This window comes from Nonomuraea roseoviolacea subsp. carminata (assembly GCF_024172185.1).
Taxonomy (GTDB): Bacteria; Actinomycetota; Actinomycetes; order Streptosporangiales; family Streptosporangiaceae; genus Nonomuraea; species Nonomuraea roseoviolacea.
Map to the genome: position 1 here is coordinate 8,111,472 of NZ_JAMZEC010000001.1, position 25,411 is coordinate 8,136,882.

Below are 25,411 nucleotides of genomic sequence, written 5' to 3' on the forward strand. Positions count from 1 at the left end.
CCCCGCAAGAAAGATCGAAGGAGCCACCATGAAGCGTGCGCTGACCGTCCTGGGCGCCCTCGCCCTCGCCACCACCGCGTGCAGCGGAAGCGGCGGGAACGTTCCCGGCGCGGGCACCGGCCAGGGCCCGGTGACCGTGCGCTGGTCCACCTGGGGATCGGCCGAGGACGTGAAACTCTACGAGAAGTTCACCGAGGACTTCCAGCGGCGCCACCCCGGCATCCGGCTCAAGCTGGAGTCGGTGGCGAAGTACGAGGACTACCACCCCAAGCTGCTCACCCAGCTCACCAGCAAGACCGCGCCCGACGTGTTCTTCGTGGGCGACGACAACATCGGCAAGTTCGTCTCCGCGGGTGTGCTCACGCCGCTCGACGACAAGCTCGCCGGCCCCGACTCCAAGAGCCGCCCCGAGGACTTCTTCGACGGCGTGTACGGCGGCGCCAAGCGCGACGGCAAGATCTACGCCGTGCCGAACGACACCAACCCCGAGGTGCTCTGGTACGACAAGAAGGCGCTCAAGGACGCCGGCATCACCGAGGACCCGGCCACGCTCAACGAGAGCGGCCAGTGGACCATGCCGAAATATCTGGAGATGAACGCCAAGCTCAAGGCCGCGGGCAAGGCCGGCTCCATCTTCTGGAACTGGTACGGCTCCACGTACTCGATGATCAACGGCTTCGGCGGCAAGGTCTGGGACGGCGGCAAGTTCGTCGCCACCACCGACCCCAAGGCCCGCGAGGCGCTGAGCACGCTCGCCAAGGGCTACCAGGACAAGACCTTCCTCAGCGCCGACACGCTGCCCGACAGCAACGGCCCGAGCACGCAGTTCCTCAAGCACAAGGCCGGCTTCTACGCGGGTGGCCGCTGGGTGATCGACTCCCTGCGCAAGGGCGGCGAGCTCGACGACTACGACATCGCGCCGTTCCCCTCGCCGACCGGCGCGCCCATGCCGGGCGCGGTGGCCGCCTCCTACCTGGCGCTCAACAAGGACACGAAGCTGCCCAAGGAGGCGTTCACCTTCCTCACCGAGTTCGTCGGCAAGGAGGGCCAGATCCTGCGGCTCAAGGACGGCGGCGCCGTGCCGTCCGTCAAGGGCGCCGAGTCGGTCGTGCTGGCGGACAACTACCCCAAGCACGCCCAGACCTTCATCGACGTGCGCGACACCGGCTTCGCCAACTACCCCGAGGAGGTCGCGGTGCCCGGCCTCACCGCCGCCATCAACGAGCACCTCATGAAGGTGTGGAGCGGCAAGGTCGGCTTCGACCAGGGCATGACCGAGCTCCAGCAGCTCGTCCAGGGCAAGCTGGGCTGAGGCCGTGGCAGTTCTCACCCGTGCCCGCCCCCGGGCGGGCCGGCGCCGGGCCCCCGGCGTGCGCAACCGGGACGGCTGGTGGGCGGCGTTCTTCCTCGCCCCGCAGGTCGTGGCCCTGGCCGTGTTCCTGGTCTTCCCGCTCGGCTTCGCCGTGGTGCTGGCGTTCATGCGCTGGGACGGCCTCGGCCGCAAGGAGTGGGCCGGCCTGGACAACTTCGCCGCCCAGCTCTCCGATCCCGAGTTCGGGCTGGCGGTGTGGAACACGGTCAAGCTCGCCCTGCTCACCGTGCCCGTCGGCCTGGCCCTGGCGCTGCTCATCGCGGTCGCGCTGAACAACGTGCGCGGCGGCTCCTTCTACCGGGTGCTCTACTTCATGCCGGTGGTCACCAGCTCGGTGGCCGTCGCGCTGATGTGGCAGATCATCCTGGCCGGCGACGAGAACGGCGTGCTCAACAACACGCTGCGGAGCTGGTTCGGCCTCAATCCGCCCGACTGGCTGGGTGACACCGGCTGGGTGATCGTGGCCATCGCCGTCGTGACGATCTGGTCGTCGCTCGGCCTCAATGTGGTGATCTTCCTGGCGGGGCTGCAGACCATCCCGCCGCAGATCGTCGAGGCCGCCCGGATGGACGGCGCGGGCAGCCTGCGGATCTTCCGCTCGGTCACCCTGCCGCTGCTCTCGCCCACGATCTTCTTCTCCACCGTGGTCGCCGTGATCAGCTCGTTCCAGGCGTTCGACCAGATCTACGTGCTGGTGCGGCCGGAGGACAACGAGGGTGCCCGCACGATCGTCTACCAGGTCTACGAGCTGGGCTTCAAGGACTTCGAGTTCGGCATGAGCAGCGCCGCCGCGCTCATCCTGCTGGTGCTGACGCTGCTCGTGACGCTCGTCCAGTTCGCCGCGCAGAAGCGCCTGGTCCACTACGACTCGTGAGGGAGAGCTGATGCGACTCCGGCAGGCGGCCCTGCACGCCGCGCTCACGGCCGGCGGGCTGGCCATGGTGTTCCCGTTCGTCTGGATGCTGCTGACGTCGTTCAAGGGCGTGCGGCAGATGCTGAACAGCCCGCTCGACTGGCTGCCCCACCCCTGGCGCTGGCAGAACTACCCCGACGCGCTCGCGGCGATGCCGTTCGGCACCGCGTACTGGAACAGCTTCTACATCGCCGCGCTCAACGTCACGCTCACCCTGCTGACCTCCGCCATGGCGGCCTACGCCTTCGCCCGGATCCGCTTTCGCGGCTCGGGCGTGCTGTTCGTGGTGTTCCTGGCCACGCAGATGGTGCCGGCGCAGGTGACGATCGTGCCGCTGTACCTCATGCTGGCCCGCTTCGGCTGGATCGACTCGCACCTGTCGCTGATCCTGCCGTCGGTGGCCAACCCCTTCGCGGTGTTCCTGCTGCGCCAGTTCATCAGGGCCGTGCCGGTGGAGCTGGAGGAGGCGGCCCGCATCGACGGGGCGGGCCGCTGGCGGTGCTTCTGGAACGTCGTGCTGCCCAACATCCGCCCCGGCCTGGGCGCCCTGGGCATCATCGCCTTCCTGGCCTCGTGGAACTCGTTCTTCTTCCCGTTGATCTTCCTGAACTCGCCCGAGCTGGCCACCGTGCCGCTGCTGCTCAGCCAGTTCTCCGGGCAGCACACCGCGGTCGACTACGGGCTCATCCTGGCCGGGTCGGCGATCGCCGTGGTGCCCACGCTGATCGCCTTCCTGTTCGGCCAGCGGAAGATCATCAATTCGATGGCGGCCTCCGGACTGGGCGGGCGATGATGCTGGACCTGCGCGAACGACCGTTCACCGACCGCGGGTCGCGGCTGCTGGTGATGGCGGCCGACGACGGCTCCCTGTGGATCGCCGCCGCCCGCTACGAGACGCCGCTGCGCGAGACGACCGTCCTGACCGGCCTGCGGGTCCTCGCCGGCGACCGGGAGCTGCCCGTACGGCGGGCGCTGCCGGACCGGGTGGAGTTCGCGGGCGGCGTGGCCCTGGCCTTCGCCGGCCCCGACACGCTCGTGCTGACCGGCGACGGCGGCGACGGCGGTGAGGGCGGCGACGGCGTGCGGGCCGTGTGGGACGGCGGCCGGGCATCCGTCGGCGACGCCCTCGTCCTGGTGGGACCCGGCGGGGACGGCACGCACGTGGCCGCCCCCGGCGGCCCGCCGCCCGACGGCCGGGCGGTGCTGGAGGCGGCCGCCGCGCGCTGGCGCGACTGGTTCGCCCGCATGCCCGCCGTCCCGTCCGATCTGCGGGAACGGGCCGAGCAGGCGTGGTGGACGCTCGCGGTCAACCTCGTGCCGATCCAGGGCCGGGAGTCGCTGATCCCCTCCAAGTACGGCTACGTCGGCCTCTGGAACTGGGACTCCTACTTCCACGCCATCGCCCTGCGGCACGCCGACCCGGGCCTGGCCAGGGAGCAGATCCGCATCCTGCTCGACCACCAGCGCCCCGACGGGCTGATCCCCGACGTGGTCCACGACCACGGGGTGCTGGCCGAGACCACCGACCTGCCCCGCTCCGACCTGGCCCGGCTGGCCCAGCACGTCGGCGGGCCGCCGGTCCGCGAGGCCGTGCCGGTCACCAAGCCGCCGCTCACCGCCTGGGCCGTGTGGAAGATCCACCAGGCCGACCCCGACCCGGGCTTCCTCGCCGAGGTGTACGAGCCGCTGGTCCGGGCGCAGGAGTGGTGGTTCACCCGCTCCGACCCCGACGGCGACGGCCTGGCCGAGTACCTGCACCCGTACTCCTCGGGCCTGGACGACAGCCCGATCTGGGACGGCGGGCCGCGCGCCGAGCCGCCCGACCTCAACTCCTACCTCGCCCTGCAGTACGACCGGCTCGGCGACATCGCCGAGGCGCTCGGCCGCGACCCGGGGGAGTGGCGGGCCAGGGCCCAGGCGCTGGTGGACCGCATGGTGGCGCGGCGATGGACCGGCGCCCGCTTCGCCACCCTGGTCGGCGGGCGGGAGGCGGACGTCCGCACCCCGCTGGACCTGCTGCCGCTGCTGACCGGACGGCTGCCCGCCGACATCGCCGACCGGCTCGTGGCCGACCTGCGCTCGCCGAGCTTCTGGGGCGAGCGGCCGGTGCCCACGGTCGCTTTCGACGACCCCCGCTTCGACCCGGACGCCATGTGGCGTGGGCCGGTCTGGCTCAACGTGAACTACCTGCTCATCGAGGGCCTGCGCCGCTCCGGCCATCCGGGGACGGCCCGCGAGCTGCGCGAGCGCACGCTGGCGATGGTGCGCGACGGCGGCGGCCTGTACGAGTACTGGAACCCGCTGACGGGCCGCCGGGCGGGCCGGGCGACGAGCGGGTTCGGCTGGTCGGCCGCGCTGTTCCTGGACCTCGCCCACGAGGCGTTCACCGACTCGGCCGGATCTGCCGGCTCCGCCGGCCGGGAGGGATGACGGCGTTCAGACGACGGGGTGGGACTCCGGGTGGGCGTCCCACCACCGCCGGAACGCCGGGTTGTCGTCCACGTGGTCCGCGAAGGCGGCGGCGAACCCGCGGTACAGCGCGGCCGCGTCCGCCGGCCCGAGGCGGTCGCGGCGCCAGGCCACGGAGAGCCGCGCCACCTGCGGGTCACCGGCCAGCGGCAGCACCACCGTGCCCTCCGCCGCGGGCCAGGTCGGATCGACGAGGCGCACCCCGTGTCCCGCCGCCACCAGCGGCCGTCCGGCCCCGCTCGGGGCGTCGTAGCGGATGTCCGGCTCGAAGCCCGCGGCGCGGCAGGACGCGCGCAGCGCCGCCAGCGAGCCGTCGTCGCCGCCCGGCGGGCTGATCCACCTCTCCCGCGCCAGGTCGCACAGCCGTACGGCGGCGCTGCCCGCCAGCGGGTGCGCCGCCGACAGCGCCACGAAGATGGGATGGCGGGGGATGAGCGTGCGCGTGACGATGGGCGAGCGCAGCGGGATCTCCGTCCCCTCGATGACGCCCAGGAGGGCCGCGTCGAGCTCGCCGTGGGCCAGCGCGTCGGCCAGCAGCGCCGTGGACGGCTCGATCCACAGCGACACGGTCCGCCCGGGCAGCGCCTCGCCGACCCGCTCGACGACGCTCGCGACGCACGCCAGGTGGTTGCAGCCCAGCCTGAGCGCCGAGGACGGCGCGTGCGTCCCGCGCAGGTCGTGGACGAGCGCGTCCACCTCGTGCAGCACGATCCGGGCCCGGGCGACGACCTGGTGACCCAGCGGGGTCGGCCGGGTGCCCGTACGGGACCGGGCGAACAGCTCGCCCCCCAGCAGCCCCTCGATCTGGCGGAGCTGGTGGGTGGCCGCGGGCTGGGACAGCTCCAGGCGCGCGGCCGCCCTGGTGAGGCTGCCGGTCTCGGCGATGGCGCAGACCAGGCGGAGGTGTCTCAGGTCAAGGTCCACAAATAGGAGTATGTGACATACGACAACCCGCTTCCATAGGGGCACAAAATGCCCGCCCCCGGGTCAGCTCCGCGCCGGATCGTGCTTGCTGACCCAGACAGCGACCTGAGTACGGGAGTCGAGCCCGAGCTTGTCCAGAATGTGCTCGACGTGTCCCTCGGCGGTGCGCTGGGCGATCATCAGGGACCTCCCGATCTCCTTGTTGCTCAGCCCCTGGGCGATCAGCCGGGCGATCTGCGTCTCCCGCGCCGTGAGCGGCGGCAGCCGGTCGTCACCGTCCGCCGACCCGGGATCGGCCGGCTCCTCCTCGTCCAGGGCGTACGCCAGCGCCTCCTCGTAGTCCAGCTCGGCGCCCCTGGCGTACTCCGCCTCGAAGGCCGGCTCGCCGAGGTCGTGCCGGGCCCGGGACCTCGACTGCTCACCGTGCGCGGCGGAGTGCAGGTATCCGGAGGGCGGGGGGTCGCCGATCCGCGCCCAGAGCGTCCCCAGGATCCCGTACAGGCGGGCCGCCCGCCGCAGCCGGCCCTGCGTCGTGGCGATCCAGGCGAGGATTTCCAGGTCCAGGCCGACGCCCCGCTGGTCGCGCAGCGACCGGTTGAACCGCACCGCCTCCGACACGAGCGCGGCGGCGTGCCGGGCGTCCCCCTGCTCGCAGACCGCGACGCCCAGCACGGCCAGCGTGTACGCCTTGTGCCAGCCCAGCCCGTGCCGGTCGCAGACGGCCAGCGACTGCTCGCCGATGGAGACGGCGAGCGCGTGCTCGCCCGTGGAGCGGTGGGCGACGCAGAGCCGGATGAGCGCCTCCACGACGCCGATCGGGTCGTCCGCGGCGCGGAAGAGCCGCACTGCCTCCTCCAGGAGGGGGATCGCGGAGACCGCGTCCTCGCGGCCCAGGGCCAGCAGCCCCTCGCCCAGGGCGACGTAGGCCAGGGCCATCAGGTCCCCGGGGCCATCCGCCAGAGCCCGGCATTCCCGCAGGTCCGCCTCGGCGGAGGGCAGGTCCGCCTGGATGATGGCCAGGACGCCGTCGGTCCACAGCGCCCGGACGCGGACGTCGCTGGGCTCGGTCTCGACCGCCAGCCCCCGCCTGAGCCAGGCGCGGCCTTCCCCCAGGTAGACGCCGTTGACCCAGTGGTACATCAGGTCGGCGGCCATGGCCAGGCCGGTCCGCGTCTGCCCGGGCTCGGTGTAGCAGTGCTCCAGGGCCAGCCGCAGGTTCGCGTGGTCGGCGCCGAGGCGGGCGAGCCAGGACATCTGCTCCGGGCTCGTCATCCGGGCCCGGCTCTGGCTCGCCAGCCGCCGGTAGTGGTCCCGATGGCGCCGGCGCAGCGCCGCCGCCTGCCCGGACTCCTCCAGCCGCTCCAGCCCGTAGTCGCGGATCGTCTCCAGGAGCCGGTAGCGGACGCCCTCCCCGTCGTGCCGCGAGATGAGGATCGACTTGTCGACCAGGCTGCTCAGCAGGTCGACGACGTCGTGGGCGGCGAGCCCGTCACCGCCGCACACGGCCTCGGCCGCCTCCAGGTCCAGGTTCCCCGCGAAGACCGACACGCGGGACCACAGCAGCCGCTCCTCCTCCGTGCACAGCCCGTGGCTCCAGTCGATCAGCGCGCGCAGTGTCCGATGATGCGCCGGCCGGGCCCCCGGAGCGGGCAGCAGCCCGAACCGGTCCTCCAACTGGGCGAGCAGCCGCTCGATCGACAGGGTCCGCAGCTGCGCCGCGGCCAGTTCGATGGCGAGCGGGATCCCGTCGAGGCGGCGGCAGATCTCCACCACCGCGTCGCCGTTGGCCTCCGTGACGGCGAAACCGGGCGCGGCGGCCGCGGCCCGTTCCGCGAACAACCGCGGCGCGTCGGCGCGGGCGAGCCGCGCGGCGGACGGCCGCGCGTCACCCGGCAGGCCGAGGGGCGGCACCTCCAGCAGCCGCTCGCCGGGGACCCGCAGCGACTGACGGCTGGTCGCGATGATCCGCAGGTCCGGAGCCGACCGCAGGACCGCCCGCGCCACGACGGCGCACTCGCCGACCAGGTGCTCGCAGTTGTCGAGGATCATCAGCAGCCGCCGGTCCTTCAGGTGGCCGGTGAGCACCTCCAGCGGCGGTCGGGCGGTCTGGTCGCGGATCCCGAGCGCCTCGACGATCGCCGGCGCCAGCAGCTCCCGGCTGCGCAGTGCGGCGAGGTCGACCATCCACACGCCGTCGGGGAACGCGCCTTCCAGGGACGCCGCGGCCCGCGAGGCGAGTCTCGTCTTGCCCACGCCTCCCGGACCCGTCAGCGTCACGACGGGCGCGGCCGACAGCATCCGCCTGATCTGGGCGATCTCCCGCCGGCGGCCGACGAAGCTCGTCCGCTCCGCCGGGAGCCCGTGCGTGCGCCCCCGCGTGCCGGTGTCCCTCGTCCCCATCCCCCCAGGTCATGCTCGGTGCCGCCGACCGGTCCGTACCCCAGCACCCCAGAATTACCCGACATGTCACCTAAGCGCCTCCTGGGGGTCATCCACGAGATTTATGGGACCACTGATGACGACGCGGCGCTCGCCGCCCCGACACTCGAAACGGCCGCGAACCCAGCCGAACACCCCCAGGAGGTTCCCGTGCGCCGCCTCTTATCCCTGCTCGCCACCTGTCTCGTCGCCTGCTCCCTGACCTCGGCGCCCGCGCGGGCGCAGGCCGAGCCGCCCCCGTCCCTCCCCGACACCGCCTCCCGGCACGCCGCGTCCCCGCATGACCCGCCGCACGTGCGCAAGACGCGGCAGGACCTCGCCGACCGCCCGCCGCGACCCGCCGCCACCGACGCGCTCCGCGAGGACTACGACGAGCCCGCCAGCGCGCCGCGACACCCCAGACCCTCGGCCAAGGTGAAGGCCGCCGCGGCGGCCTGCAGCGCGGCCGACTTCACCAGCCGCACCGGCGGTGCCCTGGTGCAGCAGATCAAGGCGAGCACCACCGACTGCGTCAACACGCTGTTCACCCTGACCGGCGCCGACGCCTACCACGCCTTCCGCGAGGCGCAGATGACGAGCGTCGCCTACGCCCTGCGCGACAACGCCGCCTCCTACCCGGGCGACAACACCACCTCGACCGCGCAACTCGTGCTCTACCTGCGGGCCGGCTACTACGCGCACTGGTACCACCCCACCGACGTCGGCGGCTACGGCCAGGCGCTCACCACGGCCGTCCAGGCCGGCCTCGACGCGTTCTTCGCCAACACCCGTGCCTGGACGGTCAGCGACGCCAACGGCGAGGTCCTGGCCGAGTCGGTCACCCTGATCGACAGCGCCGAGCAGAACGCCCGCTACCTCTTCGTCGTCAAGCGCCTGCTCGACGGCTACAACAGCTCCTACGACGCCTCCTGGTGGATGCTCAACGCGGTCAACAACGTCTACACCGTGCTCTTCCGCGGCCACCAGCTCCCCGCGTTCGCCGCCGCCGTCCAGGCCGACCCCAGCGTCCTGACCACCCTGCGCTCCTTCGCGGCCGGCCACCTGGCGCTCCTGGGCACCGACCGCGCCTACCTGACCTCGAACGCGGGACGGGAGCTCGGCCGCTTCCTGCAGCACCAGCCCCTGCTCGCGACGGTGCGGCCGCTGGCCAAGGACCTGCTCGGCCGCAGCTCCATGACGGGCCCGACCGCCCCGCTGTGGGTGGGCGTCGCGGAGATGACCGACACCTACGACAAGGCCTACTGCGCCTCCTACGACACGTGCGACCTGCAGCGGCGCCTGGCCGCCGGCGTGCTCCCGATCACCCACACGTGCAGCGCGAGCATCAGGATCCGCGCCCAGGACATGACCTCGGGCCAGCTCGCGGGCACCTGCGCCAGCCTGGCCAACCAGGACGCCTACTTCCACAACCTGGTCAGGGACACCGGCCCCGTCGCCGGTGACGGCAACACCACCCTCGAAGTGGTCGTGTTCGACTCCAGCACCGACTACCAGACCTACGCCGGAGCCCTGTTCGGCATCGACACCAACAACGGCGGCATGTACCTGGAGGGCGACCCGTCAGCGGCCGGCAACCAGCCGCGCTTCATCGCCTACGAGGCCGAGTGGCTGCGCCCCGACTTCCAGATCTGGAACCTCAACCACGAGTACACCCACTACCTCGACGGCCGCTTCGACATGTACGGCGACTTCAACGCCGGGGTCAGCACGCCGACGATCTGGTGGATCGAGGGCTTCGCCGAGTACGTCTCCTACTCCTACCGCAGGCAGACCTACGACGCCGCCATCACCGAGGCGGGCCGGCGCACCTACGCCCTCAGCACGTTGTGGGACACCACCTACGCCCACGACACCACCCGCGTCTACCGCTGGGGCTACCTGGCCGTCCGTTACATGTTCGACAGGCACCCCGGCGACCTGTCCACGCTGCTCGGCCACTACCGGACCGGCGCGTGGAGCGCCGCCCGGTCGTTCCTGACCGGATCGATCGGCAACCGCTACGACTCCGACTGGTACACCTGGCTGGCCGCCTGCGCCTCGGGCGCCTGCGCCGGCGGGGACGGCGGCGGCTCCGCCTCCGAGTGCACCGGCGCCGACACCCGGCAACTGGACCGCGGCTGCCGGCGCAGCAACCTGTCGGGCCGCCAGGGCGACTACGCCTACTTCTACCTGTACCTGCCCGCCGGCGTCTCCAGGCTGACCATCACGGCCTCCGGCGGCACCGGCAACGCCGACCTCTACTACAACCCCACCGGCTGGGCCACCACCGGCTCGTACACCCAGCGCTCCACCGCCTCGGGCAACGCCGAGACGCTGACCGTCACCGGCCCGCCCGCCGGGTACGTCTACATCAGCCTCTACGGAGCGGCGAGCTTCTCCGGCGCGGCCGTCACGACCGAGTACTGACACGCCGGTGGCGGGGACGGGGGTGACCCCGTCCCCGCCACGCCGGGTCACCTCACGAGATAGGCGTCGGAGACGACCTGCTGGACGGCGTTGCCGTCCCTGTCCTTCGCCTCCACCTTGACCCACACGCCGCCCGGCCCCTTGGGGTTGAGCGCGACCACCCGGTCACCGGGCAGCACGGCGGCCTTCGTCCAGTGCGCGCCCTTGTCGCCGGAGACCCAGGCGGCCCGCAGCGACGGCGAGCGGCCGCCCTCCGGCGTGACGGTGAAGGTGAACGGCCTGCCGCCCTGCACGGTGTCGTCCCCCGGCAGCCGCAGGCCGTACCGCAGCCGGATCAGCGGCACCTGGGCGCACGGCTGCTTGTCGCCCCACAGCACGGTGTCCAGGCAGGGGTACGGCGTGCCGCCGCTCGCCGGGCGGGCCGAGCGGAACGTCCACGTGGTCTCCACGCCCGTGCCGGGGTGCTTGCCGGGGAAGGCGTCCTTCCACGAGTCCGTCAGCCGGTACGTGCCCGGCCCGGCGGGCACGGTGTAGTAGGGCACGCCCAGGTCGTCGTAGCCCGGCTTGACCTCGGTGTCGCCGTCGAACAGGTGGACCTCCTCGGTGCCCGGCGCGCTCTGGTAGGTGTGGCTCGGGTCGGAGGCGTCGGAGTAGTACCCGAAGCCGACCGCGCTGAGCGCCCGCAGCCGGAGCCGGTCACCCTGGCGGCAGCCGTCGCAGTAGAAGCTCTCGCCGAGCCAGCCCGGCATGCCGGGACCGGTCGTGAGCTGGGCCGGCACGACGGCCTCGTTCCAGTCCTCCCGCTCCTGCGTGGCCCGGGTGAACCCGCGCAGGGAGGAGGCGAAACGGGTGGCGTCCGTGCCCGGGTCGAAGAACATGTAGGCGCGCTCCCACAGCACGTCCTCGCCCGTGGTGTTGTAGTACTCGGTCCGCGCCGCGGGAGCGGCGAAGGCGTGCGAGCCGCGCACGCTGAGCCGCTGGTCGTTCGTGTAGGTGTGGCTGACCTCGGTGAAGTTCGAGGTCGGCCCCCACGTGCCCGCCAGCGGGGCGAACTGGGCGTGGTAGGTGGTGTCGATCGCGGTGAGGTCGCGCGCCTTGGGGGCGAAGCGGAGCCGGCCCGCCGTGGTGCCCTGCACGTAGTGGACCAGCTTGTACTCGTACGGGGTGGTCGGCGTGACGTGCAGCGCCGCGCTCGGGTACGGCTTGCGGGCCAGGACCTTGCCCAGCCGGTCGGCCTCGCCGCTGTCCAGCCACAGCACCGGGATCTTGTTCTGGGCCGTGTACGCCGAGGCGCTGAGCACCCAGGCGAACCGGTCGCTGGTGACCACGCCCGCGGCCCCCGCCTTGATGGCCAGGTCCAGGTCCGCGAGCAGGAGCTGGAGCGAGTCCCGGGCGGGGAGGTGGACGAGCCGGCCGCGGACGTCGGCGCCGGCGCGCAGGTCGTCGCCCGTGGCGAGGGGGAGGCGCCGGTCGGCGGCGAACTTCGGCATCAGCGCGTCGTGCTCGCTGACGTAGCGCGGGTTGAGCGAGACGCCGGGCACGCTCAGCTCGACCTCGGGGGCGCGGCGCACCTGGTCGAACAGCATCGTGAAGGTGCCGACCGCGGGCGCCTTGGTGACCGGGGTGACCCAGTAGCGGCCGGTGACGGCCGGCTCGTAGCTGAGCACCGACGCGCCGGCGTACATGCGGCCCCCGGCGGTCGTGCGGGCGAAGTTCACGTTCAGGAACACCGGCTCCGACGGGCGGGGCGTGCTGATCTCCAGCGGCTCGGCCTTGGTCGCGTCCATGATGACCGTGGTGTCGGCGTCGAGCTTCAGCTCGGGCACGGTGAGGAAGCCGTACTGCAGGACGCGGTCGGGCTTGGTGTACCACCAGGGCGTCTCGCCGATGTAGTAGACGCCGCCGTGGGCGAGCCTGAGCTCGGTCTCCAGGACGCCCGGCGTGCCGGTGGTGTGCCAGTCCTCGGTCCACGTGGCCGTCGGCTCGCCCTCGAGGAGCGGGTCGGTGTCGCTGATGCGCGCGGCGGACACGGCCCCGGGGTTGATCGTCCACTCCGGCCGGCCGACGAACCTGACCTTCAGGGTGTGCATCCTGGCCTGCTTGCGGAACGCGATCGGCGCCGTCAGCCGGGTGGCGCCGGCGGTGGCGGTCAGGCGTCCCTCGTACCAGCCGGGCTCGCCCAGCGTGGGCTCGACGGTGAGGTCCGCGGTCGCGGTGCCGCCCGCCGGGACGGTCAGCGACGACGGCGTCAGCGTGGCCATCCCGGCCGGCGGCTGCGCGTCACCGTGCTTCAGCGTCAGCGACAGGTCCAGGGTGACCGGCTCCTTGCCGGTGTTGCGGAAGGTCACCTTCCTGGTCATCGTCTGGCCGGTGTACGGGTCGGTGAACCCGGCGTAGACCGACGCCACGTCGTCGAAGACCTGCTGGGTGACGGCCTGCCCGATGTCCAGCCGGCCCGCGCCCTGGTCGTAGACCGTGGCGTCGCCCGGCTTCGCGGTCGCGGTCAGCGCGGTCTTGAGCTGCTCGGGCGTCCAGTCGGGGTGCTGGGCGGACAGGATGCCCGCGGCGGCCGCCACGTGCGGGCTGGCCATCGAGGTGCCGGACGCCGCCGTGTAGTGCTCGTCGATCGGGCCGCCGCCCGGGACGCTGCTGCCCTCGCCGAGCGAGGTGCCGGCCGCGCGCGCCGCGACGATGTTCACGCCGGGCGCGGTGATCTCCGGCTTGATCGCGAAGTCCTCGCTCAGGCGCGGCCCGCGGCTGGAGAACGAGGCGATCCGGTCGGCGGAGTCCACCGCGCCGACGGTGAGCGCCGCGGCGGCCGCGCCGGGGGAGGCGATGGTGTAGCGGCCGGGGCCCGCGTTGCCCGCGGCGACCACGAACAGCGTGCCGTACGCGGCGGTCAGCTCGTTGGCCGCCTGGCTCAGCGGGTCGGTGCCGTCGGTCGGGTTGCTGCTGCCCAGGCTCATGTTGACCACGCGCACGTGCTGGGTGGCCGCCTGCCACTGCATCGCCGCGATGATCTCGGAGTTGTTGCCGCTGCCCGTGTCGTCCAGGGCCTTGGCGATGGTGAGCCGGGCTCCGGGCGCGACGCCCTTGTACTTGCCGTTCGAGGCGGCGCCGCTGCCCGCGATGATGGACGCCACGTGGGTGCCGTGGCCGACGCGGTCGGTCACCTCGTCGGCGTTGCCGCCGCCGGGGCTGCCCGCGGGCACGAAGTTGCGGGCGGCGGCGATCCTGCCCTGCAGGTCGGGGTGGGCGGCGTCGACGCCGGAGTCGATGACGCCGACCGTCGCGCCCGTCCCGTCGAAGCCGGCCGCCCAGGCCGCGGGCGCGCCGATCTGCGGGTTGCTGACGTCGTCGAGCGCCTTGACCTTGCCGTCGAGCCACACCTTGCGCAGGTCGCCGGTCAGGGCCTTGGCGGCGGCCTGGCCCTCTCCGCCGAGCGACCGCCAGAAGGCGGTGGCCTGCTTCTTGTCCACCTTGACGGCGGCCCCGTCGATGCTCTCCAGCGCCAGCGGCTCCGAGCCGCCCTTCAGCGCCCTGGCCTTGCCCGCCAGGTCGGCCGCCTTGGTCCGGGGCCCGTACTGGACGATGAGCGGGATCTTCGGGGACCCGGCGTCGGCGTAGCCGTTGGCCGCCAGGTAGTCCACGTTGAACAGCTCCTTGTCCAGGAGCCCCTTGGCGAGGTAAGGACCGGCGTCAGCGGGGATGACGTAGTAGCCGTGCTCGTCCTGCTGAGCCTGGTACGTCCGCGCCTCCCCGCTCTCGCCGGGGTCCAGGGTGGCCGACGCGCGGCCCGCGGCGTCCTTGGAGTAGACGACGGTGTCGCCGGTGATCAAGGTGATCCGGACCGGCGGTATGGCCTTGACCGGCGCGTTCGCAGGCGCGGCCGGCGGTGTGAACGTTGTCACGGTCGCCGCGCCGGCCGTTTCCGGGAGCGCGACGAGAGGTACGGCGAGAACAGCCCCGAGTAAGGCCACGAGTCCGCGGCGCCGGGGGGATGGCAGCATGCGCACAACTTTCTCCAGACAGGTGAAACACGGCCATCGTCGCCCGCGCGCGATGGAGATCGTTTCAACGCTGACCTAATCTGGTGATCAGTCAGGGCACAAGTCCGCCGGACGGGCCAAAACCCGCCAGGTGGCGGTAACCCGCCAGCGCCGTCGGCGCGCGCAGCGCCGCCCGGCGCCGCCCGGCGGGAGAAGGGGGGCGCGCCGATGCTCGAAGCGATCGGCCTGTCACCGGCCGAGAGCCGCCTGTACGCGACGCTCGTCGAGAACCCGCGCTCGTCCGCCGCCGAGCTGGCCCCGCTCTGCGGCGTCTCGACGCTCCTGGCGGCCCGCACGCTGGCGGCCTTCGCGCGGCGCGGCCTGGCCAGCAGGCTGCCCGGCCGACGCGCCCGGTACGTCGCCGTCGCCCCCGACATCGCGATCAGGCCGCTGCTCACCCGCCAGGAGGAGGACCTGCACCGGGTGCGCACGGCGATCCACGAGCTGACCACGTCGTTCCACCTGGCCTCGCGCTACGCGACCCACCCGGCCGAGCAGGTCGAGGTCGTCACGGGCACCGACAACATCATCAGCCGGGCGTACGCGCTGCAGGACAGCGCCCAGACGATGTTCCGCAACATCGACAAGCCGCCGTACGTCATGCGCGACCACGGCGACAACGTCGAGCGGGAGCGGCGGATGCTCAAGTCCGGCATCGACTACCGCAGCGTGTACGACCTGGAGTCGCTGGCCGTGCCGGGGAAGCTGCGGCTGGTCCAGGACTCGATGGCGCGCGGCGAGAAGGTCCGCGTGGTGGCCGACGCGGCGGCGAAGATGTGGATCGCCGACGACGCGCTCGCGCTGATCCCCATCCGCAACGGGGCGTACGCGATCGACGCGGCGTTCATCCTGCACCAGTCGGCCCTGCTCGACGCGCTGATCGCGCTGTTCGAACGGGAGTGGAGCCGCGGCTTCCCCTTACGCGCCGCCCCCGCGTCCGCGTCCGCGCCGGCGGTCGCGGAGCCGGACGAGCCGACCAGGGAGCTGCTGGCGCTGCTGGCCGGCGGCCTGACGGACGAGGCCATCGCGCGGGCCCTGGGGCTGGGCCTGCGCACGGTGCAGCGCCGCATCCACGCGGTCATGCGCGACCTGAACGCCATCACCCGCTTCCAGGCGGGCCTGGCGGCCAGGGAACGCGGCTGGCTATAAGTCGTGTAATTTTCACGAAAATGCCCATTCCCGCCGTCTGGAACGGTCCGGGAAAGGGGATGATGTTGACAAGGAATGGGAGCGCTCCCATATTGAACTCCATTCGTGGGAAAGGGGAGTTCGGTGGAGTTGCTGAAGAAGAACCAGGACCTTTTCCTGGCCCTGTACCGGATCGTGCTGGGCCTGCTGTTCGCCTGCCACGGCGCGGCCACCCTGTTCGACGTGCTGGGAGGATCGCAGGGCGGGACGCCCGGCTTCGGGCAGTGGCCCGGATGGTGGGCCGCCGTCATCGAGCTGGTCGGCGGCGTCCTCGTCCTGCTCGGGCTGGCCGCCCGCGCCGCCGCCGTCATCTGCTCGGGCACCATGGCCTACGCCTACTTCACCGTCCACCAGCCGCAGGCGTTGTTCCCGATCGAGAACGGCGGGGAGAAGGCCGCGCTCTTCTGCTGGGGCTTCCTGCTCATCGCCGTCCTCGGACCCGGCCGCTGGGCGTTGTCCGCACTGTTCACGCCGGCGCGAACCCTCGTGGAGGACAGAGGATAGGCCGCCTTCCCCCAGGGAGCGGGGGCCGGAATATGCGCGACCCCGTTCCGGGACAATGGGGTCTTTGATATTGCTACCGTCATGGACACCAGCCAGTTGCTGCCCTACGGCGGCGCCCTGCTCGGGTTGTTCGTGGTCCTGTGGTTGCTCGACAAGTTCACCGGCGGCATCGTCGAGGAGCTCGGCAAGCGCACCGTGGACCGCCTCCTGCGCGGGCCGAGGCGGCCGGCGCTGGGACGGCGCGCGCTGGGCCGCTACGCCAAGCTGGTGCGCCACACGTTCGGCACGCACACCATGGGCTTTCGCCCGGGCGACGCCCCGGTGACGGTCGAGGAGGTCTACGTCCCGCTGCACTACGAGTCCGGCGGCCTCCGGCTGGACATCGAGCGGCTGGTCCGCTCCCGCGATCGCGTGGTCATCCTGGGGGAGCCGGGCGCGGGCAAGTCGATGCTGCTCAAGCACCTCATGCTCGACTGGGCGAACGACCCGCGCCAGGACCGGCCCGTGCCCATCCTGATCGATCTCCACCGCTTCGGCAGAGCCACGTTACGCGAGCTGCTCGCCGAGACGCTGGGGCACGGCAGAGGGCCGGTCCGCGACGACCGGCTGCACCACGCGCTGACGGGCGGGCGGCTGCGCCTGTTCTTCGACGGGCTGGACGAGGTGCCACGCGACCACCTGCCCGCCGTGCTGGGCGAGCTCAGAGAGCTGGCCGGCCGCTACGAGCGCTGCCCCATGGTGGTCACGTGCCGGGAGTCCGTCTACAAGGGGGCGCTGGCCGCGGAGTTCGGCGCTCCCGTCATGGTGGCCGACCTCGACGACGCGTCGCTGCGGGTGCTCGTACGCCACCTGGTCGCCGACGACGTGCGCGCGCACCACCTGATCGCCGCGCTGAGCGACACCCGGCCGGTGCTGGAACTGGCGCGCAGCCCCATGCTCCTCACCATGACCTCCTATCTGTTCCTGGAGGGCGTCTTCGGCGAGCAGGCGGAGGGACTGCCCAGGTCCCGGACCGGGTTCTACGAGCTGGCCATCCGCTACCTGCTCGGCCGCGACACCGCGCGCGGGCTGGAGGCGATGACCCGCTTCGACCCCGACGTCAAGCTCGTCGTCCTGCGGCGGCTGGCGCTGCTGCTGATGAACCAGGACGACGGGCGGACCGTCGCGCACCGCGACCTCGTCGCGCTGATCAGGACGGAGGCCGCCGACCTCCTTCAGGAGGCGCAGGCCGACCGGCTGATCGACGAGATCGTGGACCGTGGCCGCCTGCTGGTCCGGCTGTGGCAGGGCGGCGGCCGCAGTTACGTCTTCCGCCACCTCACGCTGCAGGAGTACCTCGCCGCCGTCGAACTCGCCGGGCGCGGCGAGGAACTGCTGGACCACTACCGGCGTTCCCCGGCGCTCTGGCAGGAAGTCGTCCGCCTGTGGTGCTCCATCGTCCCCCACGACTGCACCTGGCTGCTGCGCGAGCTCTACGCCGACCCCAGCTCGCGGGTGCTCGTCCTGCGGTGCCTGGCCGAGGCCGGGAAGGTCGAACCGGCCTTCGCCGACGACGTCATCGTCGACTTCGTCGCCCCGGTCTCGTGCGGCATCGAGCTTCCGGGGCCCGCGCTGCGCGCGCTCGGCGCGCTGGCCGCCGTCGACAACGCCCGCGGCAACCAGACGCTCGCCCAGCTCGTGGGCAGTGCGCAGGCCGACCACCCGGCGATCTACCACGTCCTGGCCGCCTCCGGCCGGCGCGAGGCGCTGGACCGGCTGCTGGAGGCCGCGGGCACCTCCACCCACGCTCGCGGCGCGCTGCGCGCGATGGGCGACCTGGCCGTCCCGGAGCTGGAACGCGTGAAGCGTGCCTGGGCCGTCGACGAGCTGGGACGGATCGGGACGCCGGCCGCGGCCGAGGCGCTGGCCGGGCTCACCGATGACCCGCGCGCCGTGTGGTGGCTGGCCGCGCTGCTGAACAGCGAGGACGTTCGCGCCGCCCTGGCGTTCGGGGCCGGCCGGGGAGGGACGACCTGGGTCAGCCGGCCGTACCGCGACGACTGGCCGCCCCGGCTGTGCGAGATCATGGAGTCGGTGGTCAGCCGGTTGCGCGCGCACGACACGCCCGTACCCGCCGATCTGGACCTGCCGCCCGTCTTCCCGCCCGTCGCGCTCGCCGTCCTGGCCCACGACGACCTGATCGGCTCGGGGACGCAGGCGCTGCCCGTGTCCGAGGAGGAGGAACAGGCCCTCTACTGGTTCGAGAGAGCCGGGGTGCTGCCGCCCAGCCTCCGCAAACGTTCGATGTCCGAGCAGGTCTACCGGGGGCTGGCCGCCATCACCGCGGACCACGCCGGCAACGCCCGGCTGCGGCGCGCGGCCCTGCACCTGGCCGGCTTCGTGATGCAGCACCGCCCCGTGCGCCCCGCCACGTCCCAGTGCCTGCCCGCGCTCGACTGGACGATCTTCGCCGCCGTGGCCGGGCGTCTCGACAGGCCCTGGGGCGGCCGGCAGCGATGGAGCCTGCTGGGAGAGGAACGGCCGGAGCCCCGGACGCCCCGCCGCCTCCTGGTGACGGGCGTGACCCTGGGCACGCTGTTCACGGCCGGCACGGGGATCTTCGGCGCGATGCGGACCCTGATGGGCCACGGGACGTGGGGGCCGGTGTGGCCGGCGATCGTCACGGTGATCGCCGTGGCCGTCACCGTCGCCGGCGTGGTCGTCATCAACTCGGGGCTCGGCTGGATCTTCTTCCCCGGGGCGCTGGTGTCCTCGGCCTGTCTCATCGCCTACAGCGGAGCGATGCTCGACGACTGGCTCGCCCCCTACGGCCCCCACGCCGGCTGGGCGGCGTACGCCGTGACGGCCGCCGCCCTCGCCCTGCTGAGCGCCTACTACTTCCGCCTGAAGCGCCGCTGGGCCAACCCCTTCCGCCAGGTACTGGCCCAGTGCGCGCCGCACTGCCTTCCGGCGTCCCCTCACTGACGCCGGTTCCCCGGACGGGTCGCCGCGTCCGGCTCAGCGCAGCGGGCCGGTGACGATCCACAGGTGGCCGAACGGGTCCCGGACCCGGCCCGAGCGCCTGCCGTAGGGCCGGTTCTCGATCGGCACGACCACCTCGCCCCCGTGGGCGGTCATGCGGTGGCCGGCCGCGTCCGGGTCGTCCACCTCGATCTCCAGGAGGACCGCGGAGCCGCCGAGATCGCCGGGTGAGAGCCAGCCCCACGACGAGACGGCGGGGGAGACCCGGAAGGACGCCCCACCGGCGCGGAGCTCGACCACACTCGGCCGGCCGTCGTCGCCCGGCGGCGCGCGGAACACCTGCTCGGCGCCGAGGGCGTCCTGGTAGAAGGCCGACGCGCGGTCCGGGTCGGCCACGATGAGACGGGGGTGGAGCTGGATGTCCGGTGTCATGGACCCATCGTGCGGGCGGGGCGGCGGCGCGGTCTTGAACATCTGGGAACGGGCGGTCGGCTCACCCGCGCCGGCCGGGGCCTTCCGCGCGCAGCCACTCGGTGGGCGTGCACCCGGCCATGGCCCGCCACTCCCGGGTGAAGTGCGCCTGGTCGGCGAACCCCGACGCGGCGGCCACCGCCGCCAGATCGGCCCGTCCGGCGCCGGCGGCGGCCACCAGCCGGCCCCGGGCGGTCTCGAAGCGGACGAGCCGCTGGTACTCCTTCGGCGTCACCCCGAGCTCGGCGCGCACCGTGCCGCTCAGGTGCCGGCGGGAGCACCCGAGCAGGTCGGCGGCCTCCTGCACCCGGGCGGTCGCGGACAGGGCCGCCAGCGCGGCCCGCAGCCCGGCCGGATCGGGGCGCGCCCCGTGGCGGGCCAGGCCGGCCAGCAGGCGGCGTTCGACGAGCGCGCGGCGTTGCGGCCACGACCGGCAGGCCGCGAGCCGTTCGGGCAGGTCGGCCAGCTCCGGGGCCACGTCGGCGAGCTCGGCGACGTGGCCGGCCAGCGCCGCGGCCGGCAGCCCCAGCAGCGCGCCGGCGCCCGCGGGGCTGAGTGTCAGCCAGACGCCTCGGGTGCATCCCGGTTGTCTCAGCTCGGCGGCCTCCAGATGGAGCCCGGCCACGGCCGCCCGGAGCCGTCGCCGCGAGCCGGGCCGCCCGGCCCACGCGAGCTCCAGCGGGTCCTGCTCCGGGATCGTGACCGACACGGTGGAGGAGGGCAGCCCGCGATGAACGCCGGCCGGACCGGACCCCAGATCATAGGCGGCCAGCCGCACCACGAACGGCGCCAGGGCCGCGGACATCCGATGAGCAGGCACGTCGATCCCTCCCCGGACACCGTACCGTCCGCATGAGATCTACAATGTAAAGGCGTTCGGTCGATTGCCCCTTCCCACGCGTCATCACTGCAATACCGTGATCGACGACAAGAAGGGAAAACCGATGAGACGCACGACCGCGGCCGCCTCGCTGGCCGCCACCCTCCTGCTCGCCGGCTGTTCCGTCACCATCCCCGAGCCGGACGAGAAGGGCATCGTCTACGACGCCGGCATGTTCTCCGACACGACGTTCCAGAACTGCGTCGACCCCGGCGTCCGCGACGTGTCCGGCTGGGGCGACAAGGGCTACGTCTACCCGGCGGGGCAGCGGACGTTCGAGTTCGCCGCCGACCCGAACGACCCCGACGGCGTCAGGACCAAGCCGGGCGCCGAGTCCGGGCCGCTCACCATGTGGACCAAGGACCCGCTGGAGATGCGCGTCTCGGGCGTCGTCACCTTCTCCCTGACGGGCGACTGCAAGACGCTCCAGCAGTTCCACGAGCAGATCGGGCTCAAGTACGAGGCCTACACCGACGCGGGCTGGCGCAAGCTGCTCAGCGTCTACGTCGGCCAGCCGCTGGACCGGGCCCTCGACGCGGCCAGCAAGGAGTTCGCCTGGCGCGACCTCACCTACGTCAACCCGCAGGCCAAACAGCAGTGGGAGGCGAAGGTCGGCGAGTACATGGGGCAGTTCCTGCGCGAGCAGGGCGGCGCCGCGTTCTTCGAGAAGTTCTCGGTCACCCTGCAGCAGCCGCAGCCGCCGCAGAAGGTGCGGGAGGCGATGGCGGCGGTCCAGCAGGCGCAGGAGGAGAACACCGCCCAGAAGGCGAAGAACGCCAAGGCCCGCACCGAGCTGGAGGCGATCAAGGAGCTGAAGGACGTGCTCGGCCCGCAGGGCGCGGTGATGTGGCAGGCCGTCAAGGACGGCCGCATCCAGATCATCGTCACCGACAGCGGCCAGATCAACGTCACTCCCAACAAGCCGGGCGGCGACTGACCTCGGACCGGCGGCGGAAATTGTCGTCGCCGTGGTGCACGATGTGATCTTCCCCGAGGTGTTGAGGAGGGTCACGGGCATGGACGACGACGTGGTGGACCTGCACGAGGCGGCCGAGGACGGCTCGCTCGCGGAGGTCGTGGAGCTGGCGGGACGCGTGGCGGACGTCGACGCGGAGGACGAGGGGCGCAGTGCGCTCTGGGTCGCCGTCTACGGGGGGCGCCATGACGTCGCCCGCGCTCTCGTGGCCGCCGGGGCCGACCCGTGGCGGCCGATGATGAGCGGCTGGTCGCCCGGCCGCCTCAGCCTGGCCGGCCCGGACCCGCACCTGTTCGAGCGGCCGGCCGGGGCGCCGGGCCTGTCGGAGGACGAGGCCGCGCTGGTGGCGGAGGCCGGCCGGCTGACGGAGGCGCTGGGCGGGATCGAGCACGACGGTTTCTCCGTGGCGTGCGTGGCGGGGATCGACGCGGCCGAGGCGGTGCGGCGGCTGGAGGCCACGGTCGAGGTCATCGACCCGGAGGAGTTCCTGGACGAGATCGACCCCTTCGCCGAGGAGAGCATGCGCTTCGTCGGGGTCACGGACGTGCCCGGCGGTTGCGTCGTCAGCCAGCCGTGGGGGTACGTGCCGCGGACGCCGGACGTCGTGCGGCGCCTTTCCGCGGGCACGCTCTGCTACGCCATGTACGCCAATCCCAAGAGCGGCGACCAGGGGTGCGTCGCCCGCGACGGGGAGGTCGTCGGCTGGGACCTGCACCCCGGCGGCGAGCCGTGGGAGGACGACGAGTCCCGGGAGGTGCTCCTGTCGTACCTGTTCCAGGGCGAGCCGGTGGCCTACTGCTGCGCGTACGCGGGGCTGCGGGTGACGGAGGAGCGGGCGGTCATCGGGCCGCCCGACGTGTGGCTGTGCCTGCCGGAGCGCGACCTGTGGTCCTGAGGGCGCGGTGGCGGCGTACGGCGTCGCGGTTGGCGCACCGCTGGGAGCAGTAGCGCTGCCGTCCGGTGCGTGAGGTGTCGGCGAAGACGGTGGCGCACTCGGTGACGGCGCAGCGGCGCAGCCGGTGCATGCCGCGTCCCACCAGGTGCAGCGCGGTGCCCACGGCGATCAGGGAGGACAGCACGGTGCCGAGCGGCACCAGGTCGTCGCGGTAGTGCAGGTGCCAGCCGCTGCCGGCGTGGTCGGTGAGCCGGGGGTGGGCGGTCCAGCGCGCCAGCATGCGGTTGACCAGTTCGGCGCGCTCGTGCTCGTCGGTGGCGTCGACGACCTGCTCCCACACGTCGAGCGCGGCCAGGGTGAGGTCGAGGTCGTCGGGGAGGACCGGGCGTTGCAGCACGAGTCCGGCGGCGCGGCAGCGGTCCGCGAGCTCCTCCGCGGTCGCCGGGCGCCGGTTGGCGAGGTCCGCGGCGAGGTTCACGGCGTCCTCGCCGTAAGGGTTGAGGTGCATAAGACCATTACATCAGGGTGGTCGGCGTGACACAGCACAGGGATGTACGGCTGGGCGCGCCGGCGCGATACCGGTGGGTGGTCCTCGGGGTCGCCACCTTCACCCAGGCCGCCTCGGGTTTCTTCGTGCAGGGCATCGGGGCGATGGGCGTCCACCTGCAACGCGACCTGCACGTGGGCGCGGCGGAGCTGGGGCTGCTGCTGTCGGCGGCGCAGCTCGTGCCGCTGGCCGGGTTGCTGGTGGCGGGGGAGCTGCTGGACCGCTACGACGAGCGGTGGGTCGTCGGGATCGGCGCCTGCGTCGTGGCGGTGAGCCTGGTGGCGGGGAGCGTGGCGCCGGGGTACGCGGCGCTGCTGGTCGTGCTGCTGGTGGTGGGGGCGGGGTACAGCACGGTGCAGCCCGGCGGCAGCAAGTCGGTGGCGTCCTGGTTCGACGCGTCGCAGCGGGGGCTGGCGATGGGGGTGCGGCAGGCGGGTCTGCCGCTGGGCGGGGTCGTGGCGGCGGCGGTGCTGCCCGCGGTGGCCGCCGGGTCGGGCTGGCGGGCGTCGCTCCTGGTCGGCGGGCTGGTCGCGCTGGCGGGGGCGGTCGCCTTCATGGGCCTGTACCGCCGGCCGCCCGCTCCCGGCCTTCTTGGGGAGGGCCGGTCGCCCGTCCCGGGCCCTCCCGAGGCGGCAGGGTCGGGTGGCGGGGAGACGTCGCTCGGCGCGCGGCTGCGGATGCTGAGGGAGCCGGCCATGGTGCGGATCCTCCTGTCGGGGGCGTGCCTGGTCTCGGTGCACAGCGGCATCGGCGTCCTGACCGTGCTGCACCTGCACGAGGTGGCCTCCGTCGAGGCGGGGGCGGCGGCGCTGGTGCTCGTGGCGGTCCAGGGGGCGGGCGCCGCCGGGCGCGTGTGCCTGGCGGCCTGGAGCGACCGCGCCGGGTTCGGGCGGTACGCGTGCGTCCTGGTCTGCATGGTGGCCGTGACGGCCGGGATGGTGGCGCTGATGACGCCGCTGGGGCGTTCGCCGGTGGCGGCCTGCCTGCTGTTCGTCTGGCTGGGGTTCTTCGGCATCGGCTGGTACGGCCCGTGGGTGGCCCATCTGGCCGAGTCGGCGCCGTCCGCTCGGACGGGGTTCGCGCTCGGTCTGGCCATGGCCGTCACGCAGGTCGCCGTCATCCTGGCGCCGCCCGCGCTGGGCCTGCTCAGGGACGTGACCGGTGGCTTCGGTGCGGCCTGGGGGCTGTTGTCGGCGATGACCGCCGTCGCCGTGGCGGTCACGGCGCGGGGTGGCGGGTTCAGGCGGAGGGCCAGTTCCTGAGGGAGAGGTCGAGGGCGTCGAGTGCTCTGGACCACGAGGCGTCCACGTCGCGCGAGTGGCGCTGGAACCCGCCGGCCGTCTCCAGGCTCACGTACCCGTGGAAGGTGCCGTGCAGCATGCGCACCGCGTCGGTCTCGGCGGGCTCGGGCAGGTCGTAGCCGCGCAGGACGGCCCTGGTCAGCTCCGCGTGGCGGCGCGCGGGGGCGACGATGACGGTCTCGTCGTGGAGCTCCATCTGGCAGGCGGCGTAGCGGCCGGGGTGCCGCTTGGCGTAGTCGCGGTAGGCGTTGGCGAAGGCGGTCAGCGCGTCCTTGCCCGCGCGGCCGGCCAGGGCGGCGGCGGCCTGGTCGGCCAGCTCGGTCAGGGCCAGCGCCGCGACCCTGACCCGGAGGTCCTGGATGTCCTTGACGTGGGCGTACAGGGCCGCGGGCTGGACGCCGAACCTGCGCGCGAGCGCCGAGACGGTCACGTTCTGGAAGCCGATCTCGTCGGCCAGCTCCGCCGCGGCCCGGGTCAGGCGTTCGGCGGTGAGTCCGGCTCGCGCCATGCGTCACCTTCCCTCTGCTTACAGGTTTTAAGTATTTGCATACTACCCTTAAGGACGGCTAGCGTCGCGGCCCATGAAGCCTGTCACCGAATCCGACATCCGCTCGTCGTTCCTCAACTGCTCCAAGGGCGAGGCCAAGCGGCTCGGCCCGCCCAGGGAGCTGGACGGCCAGCCCTGGGACGACCTCGACTTCCTCGGCTGGCGAGATCCCGGCGCGCCCGAACGCGCGTACCTCGTCACCGAACGCGACGGCCGCCTCGTGGGCGTCGCGCTGCGGGTGACCTCCGGCGCGCAGCGCGCCTTCACCTCGCGCAGCATGTGCTCGCTGTGCCTGACGACGCACACCAGCGGCGGCGTGGCGCTGATGACCGCCCGCCGCACCGGCGAGGCCGGCCGCCAGGGCAACACGGTCGGGCAGTACATGTGCGCCGACCTCGCCTGCTCCCTCTACGCGCGGGGGAGGAGGGAGGCGGCGGGCGGCGGCGTCGTGGACGAGTCGCTCACGCCGGAGGAGAAGGTGGCCCGGGTGCGGGCCAACCTGTACTCCTTCCTGGACAAGGTGACCGGATCGGCGTCGTAGCGGGTCTCGTTCGCCCGGCCGGCTGCCC

At 72.9% G+C, this 25,411-nt stretch carries 19 protein-coding genes; 12 read left to right on the forward strand and 7 right to left on the reverse strand.

The features are described 5' to 3' along the window. Positions 1–28: 28 nt before the first annotated feature. The 4 genes from HD595_RS37595 to HD595_RS37610 are packed head-to-tail and all read left to right on the forward strand — an operon-like array spanning position 29 to position 4,715. Positions 29–1,312 (forward strand): ABC transporter substrate-binding protein, encoded by a 1,284-nt coding sequence (locus HD595_RS37595; RefSeq protein WP_253777660.1) that lies wholly within the window; start codon positions 29–31, stop codon positions 1,310–1,312. 4 nt (positions 1,313–1,316) lie between these two features. Next, positions 1,317–2,246, forward strand: coding sequence for a carbohydrate ABC transporter permease (locus HD595_RS37600; RefSeq protein ID WP_253777662.1), 930 nt, complete (start codon positions 1,317–1,319; stop codon positions 2,244–2,246). 10 nt (positions 2,247–2,256) lie between these two features. After that, positions 2,257–3,078, forward strand: coding sequence for a carbohydrate ABC transporter permease (locus tag HD595_RS37605; RefSeq protein WP_253777664.1), 822 nt, complete (start codon positions 2,257–2,259; stop codon positions 3,076–3,078). Further along, the gene (locus HD595_RS37610; RefSeq protein WP_253777666.1) at positions 3,075–4,715 is read left to right on the forward strand and encodes an amylo-alpha-1,6-glucosidase; all 1,641 of its coding nucleotides are present in this window, start codon (positions 3,075–3,077) and stop codon (positions 4,713–4,715) included. Before HD595_RS37605 ends, HD595_RS37610 begins: the two co-directional genes overlap by 4 nt. 6 nt (positions 4,716–4,721) lie before the next feature. On the opposite strand, the gene HD595_RS37615 is transcribed toward HD595_RS37610, so the two are convergent. Both HD595_RS37615 and HD595_RS37620 read right to left on the reverse strand, forming a co-directional pair. Next, positions 4,722–5,678 carry a LysR family transcriptional regulator gene (locus tag HD595_RS37615; RefSeq protein WP_253777668.1) on the reverse strand — a complete coding sequence of 319 codons (957 nt, stop codon included), beginning with the start codon at positions 5,676–5,678 and terminating at the stop codon, positions 4,722–4,724. 63 nt (positions 5,679–5,741) lie between these two features. Beyond that, complete coding sequence (locus HD595_RS37620) at positions 5,742–8,078, reverse strand: ATP-binding protein (RefSeq protein ID WP_253777671.1); 2,337 nt, start codon at positions 8,076–8,078, stop codon at positions 5,742–5,744. Between the two features lie 189 nt (positions 8,079–8,267). On the opposite strand from HD595_RS37620, the gene HD595_RS37625 reads away from it, so the two are divergent. Beyond that, positions 8,268–10,523: a M9 family metallopeptidase gene (locus HD595_RS37625; RefSeq protein WP_253777673.1), complete on the forward strand. Its 2,256-nt coding sequence runs from the start codon at positions 8,268–8,270 to the stop codon at positions 10,521–10,523. A gap of 47 nt (positions 10,524–10,570) precedes the next feature. On the opposite strand, the gene HD595_RS37630 is transcribed toward HD595_RS37625, so the two are convergent. Continuing rightward, entirely contained in the window at positions 10,571–14,434 is a 3,864-nt protein-coding gene (locus HD595_RS37630) for a S8 family peptidase (RefSeq protein WP_253777682.1), read from the reverse strand. A gap of 306 nt (positions 14,435–14,740) precedes the next feature. Between HD595_RS37630 and HD595_RS37635 the strand changes: the two genes are divergently transcribed. The 3 genes from HD595_RS37635 to HD595_RS37645 all read left to right on the forward strand — a co-directional run bounded on the left by HD595_RS37635 (position 14,741) and on the right by HD595_RS37645 (position 19,228). Then, positions 14,741–15,721 (forward strand): helix-turn-helix domain-containing protein, encoded by a 981-nt coding sequence (locus HD595_RS37635; protein WP_253777684.1) that lies wholly within the window; start codon positions 14,741–14,743, stop codon positions 15,719–15,721. A 123-nt stretch (positions 15,722–15,844) separates the two neighbouring features. Beyond that, positions 15,845–16,264 (forward strand): DoxX family protein, encoded by a 420-nt coding sequence (locus tag HD595_RS37640; protein ID WP_253777686.1) that lies wholly within the window; start codon positions 15,845–15,847, stop codon positions 16,262–16,264. Between the two features lie 81 nt (positions 16,265–16,345). Then, a complete protein-coding gene (locus HD595_RS37645; protein WP_253777688.1) occupies positions 16,346–19,228 on the forward strand; it encodes an NACHT domain-containing protein in 2,883 nt (960 codons plus the stop codon). Positions 19,229–19,261: 33 nt separating this feature from the next. Here the strand turns inward: HD595_RS37645 and HD595_RS37650 are convergent, their stop codons facing one another. After that, the gene (locus HD595_RS37650) at positions 19,262–19,657 is read right to left on the reverse strand and encodes a VOC family protein (protein WP_253777690.1); all 396 of its coding nucleotides are present in this window, start codon (positions 19,655–19,657) and stop codon (positions 19,262–19,264) included. Between the two features lie 61 nt (positions 19,658–19,718). Beyond that, the gene (locus HD595_RS37655) at positions 19,719–20,516 is read right to left on the reverse strand and encodes a helix-turn-helix domain-containing protein (protein WP_253777692.1); all 798 of its coding nucleotides are present in this window, start codon (positions 20,514–20,516) and stop codon (positions 19,719–19,721) included. 124 nt (positions 20,517–20,640) lie between these two features. Between HD595_RS37655 and HD595_RS37660 the strand changes: the two genes are divergently transcribed. Both HD595_RS37660 and HD595_RS37665 read left to right on the forward strand, forming a co-directional pair. Next, entirely contained in the window at positions 20,641–21,513 is an 873-nt protein-coding gene (locus HD595_RS37660) for an SPFH domain-containing protein (protein ID WP_253777694.1), read from the forward strand. 31 nt (positions 21,514–21,544) lie between these two features. Further along, on the forward strand, positions 21,545–22,447 hold the full coding sequence (locus HD595_RS37665) for a DUF6461 domain-containing protein (RefSeq protein ID WP_253777696.1): 903 nt from the start codon (positions 21,545–21,547) through the stop codon (positions 22,445–22,447). Here HD595_RS37665 and HD595_RS37670 read toward each other — a convergent pair. After that, on the reverse strand, positions 22,392–22,955 hold the full coding sequence (locus tag HD595_RS37670) for a CGNR zinc finger domain-containing protein (protein WP_253777698.1): 564 nt from the start codon (positions 22,953–22,955) through the stop codon (positions 22,392–22,394). The genes HD595_RS37665 and HD595_RS37670 overlap by 56 nt on opposite strands. Before the next feature lie 26 nt (positions 22,956–22,981). Here HD595_RS37670 and HD595_RS37675 point away from each other — a divergent pair, with 26 nt between their 5' ends. Continuing rightward, positions 22,982–24,256: an MFS transporter gene (locus tag HD595_RS37675; RefSeq protein WP_253777700.1), complete on the forward strand. Its 1,275-nt coding sequence runs from the start codon at positions 22,982–22,984 to the stop codon at positions 24,254–24,256. On the opposite strand, the gene HD595_RS37680 is transcribed toward HD595_RS37675, so the two are convergent. After that, a complete protein-coding gene (locus tag HD595_RS37680; RefSeq protein ID WP_253777701.1) occupies positions 24,234–24,803 on the reverse strand; it encodes a TetR/AcrR family transcriptional regulator in 570 nt (189 codons plus the stop codon). The genes HD595_RS37675 and HD595_RS37680 overlap by 23 nt on opposite strands. 73 nt (positions 24,804–24,876) lie before the next feature. Here HD595_RS37680 and HD595_RS37685 point away from each other — a divergent pair, with 73 nt between their 5' ends. After that, positions 24,877–25,383 (forward strand): FBP domain-containing protein, encoded by a 507-nt coding sequence (locus HD595_RS37685; RefSeq protein ID WP_253777703.1) that lies wholly within the window; start codon positions 24,877–24,879, stop codon positions 25,381–25,383. Positions 25,384–25,411 lie beyond the last annotated feature (28 nt).

Coding starts and splice junctions, on each gene's coding strand:
- HD595_RS37595 (WP_253777660.1), top strand. CDS start 29: ATGAAGCGTGCGCTGACCGTCCTGGGCGCCCTCGCCCTCGCCACCACC.
- HD595_RS37605 (WP_253777664.1), top strand. CDS start 2,257: ATGCGACTCCGGCAGGCGGCCCTGCACGCCGCGCTCACGGCCGGCGGG.
- HD595_RS37610 (WP_253777666.1), top strand. CDS start 3,075: ATGATGCTGGACCTGCGCGAACGACCGTTCACCGACCGCGGGTCGCGG.
- HD595_RS37620 (WP_253777671.1), bottom strand. CDS start 8,078: ATGGGGACGAGGGACACCGGCACGCGGGGGCGCACGCACGGGCTCCCG.
- HD595_RS37635 (WP_253777684.1), top strand. CDS start 14,741: ATGCTCGAAGCGATCGGCCTGTCACCGGCCGAGAGCCGCCTGTACGCG.
- HD595_RS37645 (WP_253777688.1), top strand. CDS start 16,346: ATGGACACCAGCCAGTTGCTGCCCTACGGCGGCGCCCTGCTCGGGTTG.
- HD595_RS37650 (WP_253777690.1), bottom strand. CDS start 19,657: ATGACACCGGACATCCAGCTCCACCCCCGTCTCATCGTGGCCGACCCG.
- HD595_RS37660 (WP_253777694.1), top strand. CDS start 20,641: ATGAGACGCACGACCGCGGCCGCCTCGCTGGCCGCCACCCTCCTGCTC.
- HD595_RS37670 (WP_253777698.1), bottom strand. CDS start 22,955: ATGCACCTCAACCCTTACGGCGAGGACGCCGTGAACCTCGCCGCGGAC.
- HD595_RS37680 (WP_253777701.1), bottom strand. CDS start 24,803: ATGGCGCGAGCCGGACTCACCGCCGAACGCCTGACCCGGGCCGCGGCG.
- HD595_RS37685 (WP_253777703.1), top strand. CDS start 24,877: ATGAAGCCTGTCACCGAATCCGACATCCGCTCGTCGTTCCTCAACTGC.